Below are 421 nucleotides of genomic sequence, written 5' to 3'. Positions count from 1 at the left end.
ACAAAAGTGAGTTACGAGCTATCGTCCTATACGCGCTGTTCATAGTACTGTATCTCAGGTTTCCGGGGGTGCGTAAAGGGCGCTTAGCTTCTGGTTCGGGCCTTCAGAATGGCCTCAAGTTGTTTTTTCAGCGCGTCTTGCCCCAAGTCCATCACGGCCGTTCCCGCGGTTACATATGGCCCGCGCCACTGCGGATCTTGGGCTTCGAGCACGGCTTGGGCAAGGTCCTCAGGGGTTGAAATTTGATGGGTCGCGCCTGCATCTTTCAAGCTGTCATAAATATAAGTGAAGTCGGAATAGACCGTACCATGCATCACCAAAGTGTCGAGTGCGAGGGCTTCGTAAGGGTTTTTGCCCGGCAAAGGGCCGTCCTGTGACACAAGGCTGTGCCCGATAAAGGCCGTGTGCGCGAGGCGGAAAA

General features: G+C 54.6%; 1 pseudogene. It reads right to left on the bottom strand.

What is annotated here, in order from left to right:
- Nucleotides 1-83 precede the first annotated feature (83 nt).
- Nucleotides 84-421, bottom strand: a pseudogene (locus AB9F29_RS21335) (hypothetical protein); the annotation flags it as partial.

It is taken from the genome of Falsihalocynthiibacter sp. S25ZX9, assembly GCF_041205405.1.
GTDB lineage: Bacteria > Pseudomonadota > Alphaproteobacteria > Rhodobacterales > Rhodobacteraceae > Falsihalocynthiibacter > Falsihalocynthiibacter arcticus.
This window is presented reverse-complemented; position numbering and strand designations above follow the sequence as displayed.